Source organism: Euzebya tangerina (genome assembly GCF_003074135.1).
Classification (GTDB): Bacteria; Actinomycetota; Nitriliruptoria; order Euzebyales; family Euzebyaceae; genus Euzebya; species Euzebya tangerina.
In genome coordinates, this window is the sequence record NZ_PPDK01000006.1 from 1 (window position 1) to 4150 (window position 4150).

Consider the following 4150-nt stretch of genomic DNA (forward strand, 5'->3'; position numbering starts at 1 on the left):
CGGCTGCCAAGCTCGCTAGCTGCTGCGCTAAACTCGTGTTTTCCTGCTCTAGCTCTGCCAACCTTTCGCCCAAGTGCGTTAAGGCTTTCATCATTCGCTGCTCGATTGCTGCGTGATTGCTCTCTAATTCCGCTAACGCGTCCAGCATTCGCTTCTCGGTCGCTACGCATACCCGCGTTGCTTTGCTGTTCTCGACTGGGCAATTTTCCAGTGTCAAACCTTTGGTCTTGGTTTCCAACAGGTCTAGGGTGCGCTCTGCTTCGGCTCTCTGCTGTTTCAAGTCGTCCAGCTCGTTCTTGACGCTCCATATCGCTATGAACAGCCCTGCTATGACTATCAACCCTGCCGCCGATATACCTAGCAAGCTCCACAGATAGGGCTTGAATACTGCCTTGCTCATGCGTAACTGCCGGGCGTTTATATCGGCGGTTATTTTCTGCTCGCTTTGCTTCAATGCCTCGTTGATATTTTTCCGTAACGTCTCTAAGTCTGCTTTCGTTTGTTGCTCTATGCTGGCGGCTTCGGTGCGTGATGTCTGCTCGAAGGTCTTCGCCAAATCGGAAATCTTGCTCATACAGTGCGCCTTTCAGTCGGATGTTGCGCCCTTTTGGGTCCGGGTTCTTGATGCTGATGCTGCTGATGGTCGCTCGTGATATTTCAAAACCTACCTTTTCCAGCGTTTCCAGCACGTCTGCGCGGCTTTTTAGCTTGCCTGATAGGGCTAGGGCTTCTAAGCCGTCTGTGATGCTCTGTGATGCTCTGTGCGGCTTCCTGCGTGTTTCTCGGCAGGTCTTTGGCTTGGGTCATGCTCTGCCGTTTGGCGGGGTCGTCTGGGTCGCTGTATCCGTGCGTCAGGTTCTGCATGGTGCGCCATGCGTCCACTCTTCCTCTGTCGGCGGCGTAGTAGTAGGGCTGTAACCGCTTTCCGCTCAAAAGCTCGATGTTCGGTATCACGAAGTTGAGTTCCAAACGCCCTTTGTCTCGGTGTTCTACCCATAGGCAGTTGTATTGGTCTTTGTCCAAGCCTGCAAAAATACACTCTTCGAAGCTGTCCATCAGGGCGTGTTTCTGTTCGGCGGGGATGTTGCTTTCTTCAAAGCTCAGGCAGCCGGCGGTGTATTTCTTGGCGTAATCGCTGCTGTTTATCAGGGCGGCGGTTTCTTCGGGGTCGCCGCGTAATAATCTGGCTTCTTCTCGGTCGCGGTCTTTGCCTAGAAGATAGTCTATCGGACCACTCCCGCCGCCTTTCCCCCTATTGAAAAACTGCACAATCATTGGGACTGCCATCCGTTCTTTTCTTTGGCTAAAAAATCCCGTAGGGAATTTAAGGAACGTTCCAACGCTGCCAGCTCGGTCGTCGCCTTGAGTGCTTCCACATTGCCCAACGTGCCGACCTTTGCGGCGGTGTTCAGGGCCTTGGCTATTTGGTTCAGGTTGTTACCCATGCCTGCAAGGACGCGCACGACTTCGGGCGGGAATTGGAATTTGACGGTTTTTTTGTCGGATGCTTTGCCATCTTCCAAAACCCGCTCCCGAATGTAGCGGGCTAAATTCGGATGGGTCTTCTGTCGGGTCAAAGTCTCAAACTCGGTCGGGCTGACTCGGATGATGAGTTGCTTTGTTCGCTTTTCGGCGGCACTCGAACCTGTCAAAAGGGCAAAATACCCCTGTTTTTGACTGCTTTCTGCTCAAAAAAACGGCATTTCATCACGGCATTTCGCCGATACTCCATGAAGAACTCCGGGAAGAACACGCACGCCGCCCTGTCGGAACTGGTTTCATGTTTCCCCCAAAACGCCGCCCTGCTGGCCGGCTTAGGTCGCGCTGCTGCGCTCCAAGCTTTACCGCTTCGCCTGCTGGCTTCGCTAAATTGCGGATTGGAAAATTTTGAAATAAGAACCCCTATCGGGCTGTTATCTGATTATGGTTATTTTGACATAGTTGTATCATCTTAAAAACAAGCATACAATCTGCAAATCTTAGACAAAGCAAAACCCCCGCCAAACGCCAATCTGCACGGGGGTTTCGAGATACAACATGAGCCAATTATACACCCAACCCGACCTCTTCTTGCAAGAACGTATCCCACACAAGCCATACTGCAAAGATTTCAAAGAAGCGCCTATGCTGGTGCGCTCTTACGCTGCCGCCATCAAACGCCGCTACATCCAAGTCAATCCGCCGCATCTGCGTGTGTTTATGCTCTTTGACTTGGATTACGAAGGGGCGGGGTTGGCTTGGGAAGACAATAATCTGCCTATGCCTGCTTGGGCGGCAATCAACAGGGAAAACGGCGGCGCACACCTTGCCTATGCGCTTTCCGCGCCTGTGCTGACGGCGGAATACGGTGGGAGACAAAAAGCCCTGCGCTATCTTGCTGCACTTGAAGCAGCATATAAGGCGAAATTGCGCGGTGATGTGGGCTTTGTATCGCTGATTACGAAAAATCCCGAACATCCGCATTGGCTGACGCTGCGCGGCGTTCCTGACGCAATCAGGGGCTACGATTTGGAGTATCTTGCGGATTTCGTGGATTTAGACAAGTTTAAGCCCTATATCGGTCGCTCTAACGTGGAAGCGGTCGGATTAAGCAGAAATTGCACGGTGTTTAACCTTGTGAGCCGTTGGGCGCACAAAAACGTGTTGGCGTTCAAACAGCAGGGCTACACGGTGCAAGGCTGGCTGAAAGAAGTGCATTACCAGTGTATGCGGGTAAATGGGGATTTCCCTGTCCCGATGTGGGAAAAAGAAGTGAAATGTATCTCCAAATCAATCGCTAACTGGGTTTGGTACAAGTTTGATATTGCAGCCAGCAATCGACGGTTTTCGGAATTGCAGGCTCATCGGAATAGTTTGCGGAAAACAACCATCAATGCAGGCAGAACAAAAATCATCACGGAGCTTTGAAATATGGCCTATCCAAAACTGAAAACCACCAAGCGAGACGTTACGGCTAAAGAACTGGCAAAACGCTTCGGCTGTTCCACAAGAACCGTTTTTCGGGCATGGTCGCAATCCCGCGCCGACTACCTAGCCGAAAACTCTATCAGCCGCGATAAACCGTGGGAACACTTCGGCATTTCCCGCGCCACTTGGTACAGGCGCGGCAAGCCTATGCCGTCTGAAACTGACAACCAAAGCGAAACAGCATGACAAGATACGCAATAAACCGCGATGCTCTGTACTCGGCATTCAAAGATTTTCTGTATTCGGAAATTAACGCAAATCCTGCTTTGAAAAGCGCAACGGTTGATGATCTTGCAGATATAGTTCTAGCCAAAAAATGGAGAATTTTTCTGCCTGACGGCATCAAACGCACAACAGCCGAAAAAGCTGCCCAACGGGTTTTGTACATGACAAACCAGCCTGAAAACCAAACCCAACAGGAGAACTAACCATGCAAACCACTATCCCCACCGGTTCAATCCGCACCTTTGGCGATTACGGCGTGATGTACATCGTCGGCACGCCTGCCGAACAGCTTCCGGACGGCGATTGGCTCGTAAATATTGAACTGCCGGAAAGCGGCGAACACACGCAATACAAACTGTCCCACATCGTTCAAGACCCAAAGGCTGCCTAATGTACGCGATTTCTTTTGATTTGGTGGTTGCCGATACCGCTCAAAACCATCCGAAAGGCATTTCCCAAGCCTACGCGGATATTGGATACACCCTGCGGAAATTCGGCTTTACCCGCATTCAGGGAAGTTTGTACACCTGCCAAAACGAAGATATGGCTAACCTGTTTTCAGCCATCAACGAGCTAAAAGCTCTGCCTTGGTTTCCGTCTTCTGTCCGCGATATTCGGGCGTTCCGCATTGAGCAGTGGTCTGATTTCACAAGTCTTGTGAAGTCTTAACTGCCTTACCGTCCAACATCCGCCGCAGCCCTGCCAGTTTTTGGCGCGCTGCGGCGTTTTCTGTGCGTTTTAGGGCTTCGGGTAGGCTAGCCCCCAATACTTTGGCGATATTGCTCGGATAGGGCTTTCTCGCGCCCGCAATGCGGGTTTCTGCTTCCGCTACGGCTTCTGCCCCGTAGGTCTCTATCAGCCATGCGGCTGTTCGCCTGTCGCGTTCGTTCTCGGTAATCATCGGCTCATTCCCCATCCCCTGCTTTGGGTTCGTTTGTGTCGTTGGCTTATCGTTTGG

8 protein-coding genes are annotated in these 4150 nt (G+C 51.6%); 4 read left to right on the top strand and 4 right to left on the bottom strand.

Annotation, left to right across the window (positions count from 1 at the left end; all coding sequences use genetic code 11):
• The 3 genes from C1746_RS21740 to C1746_RS22890 all read right to left on the bottom strand — a co-directional run.
• Window positions 1-574 (bottom strand): MbeB family mobilization protein (locus C1746_RS21740; protein ID WP_116716896.1); only part of this gene is annotated, 574 nt, incomplete at its 3' end.
• 83 nt (window positions 575-657) lie between these two features.
• Window positions 658-1287, bottom strand: coding sequence for a relaxase family protein (locus tag C1746_RS21745; protein WP_003696452.1), 630 nt, complete (start codon window positions 1285-1287; stop codon window positions 658-660).
• Window positions 1272-1652 (bottom strand): MobC family plasmid mobilization relaxosome protein, encoded by a 381-nt coding sequence (locus C1746_RS22890; protein WP_014580441.1) that lies wholly within the window; start codon window positions 1650-1652, stop codon window positions 1272-1274. The genes C1746_RS21745 and C1746_RS22890 overlap by 16 nt, the downstream gene beginning before the upstream one ends.
• Before the next feature lie 385 nt (window positions 1653-2037).
• Here C1746_RS22890 and C1746_RS21760 point away from each other — a divergent pair, with 385 nt between their 5' ends.
• The 4 genes from C1746_RS21760 to C1746_RS21780 all read left to right on the top strand — a co-directional run bounded on the left by C1746_RS21760 (window position 2038) and on the right by C1746_RS21780 (window position 3861).
• Window positions 2038-2907 (top strand): replication initiation protein, encoded by an 870-nt coding sequence (locus C1746_RS21760; RefSeq protein WP_003690219.1) that lies wholly within the window; start codon window positions 2038-2040, stop codon window positions 2905-2907.
• Window positions 2908-2910: 3 nt separating this feature from the next.
• Window positions 2911-3153 (top strand): HTH domain-containing protein, encoded by a 243-nt coding sequence (locus C1746_RS21765; protein WP_003690220.1) that lies wholly within the window; start codon window positions 2911-2913, stop codon window positions 3151-3153.
• A gap of 244 nt (window positions 3154-3397) precedes the next feature.
• Window positions 3398-3583, top strand: a complete 186-nt coding sequence (locus C1746_RS21775) for a DUF5397 family protein (RefSeq protein ID WP_003690223.1) — start codon at window positions 3398-3400, stop codon at window positions 3581-3583.
• Entirely contained in the window at window positions 3583-3861 is a 279-nt protein-coding gene (locus tag C1746_RS21780) for an endoribonuclease VapD (RefSeq protein ID WP_003690225.1), read from the top strand. Before C1746_RS21775 ends, C1746_RS21780 begins: the two co-directional genes overlap by 1 nt.
• On the opposite strand, the gene C1746_RS21785 is transcribed toward C1746_RS21780, so the two are convergent.
• Window positions 3839-4150, bottom strand: a 312-nt coding sequence (locus C1746_RS21785; protein WP_240599100.1) for a CppA family protein, incomplete at its 5' end; no start/stop codon positions are given. The two genes, C1746_RS21780 and C1746_RS21785, sit on opposite strands and share 23 nt — an antisense overlap.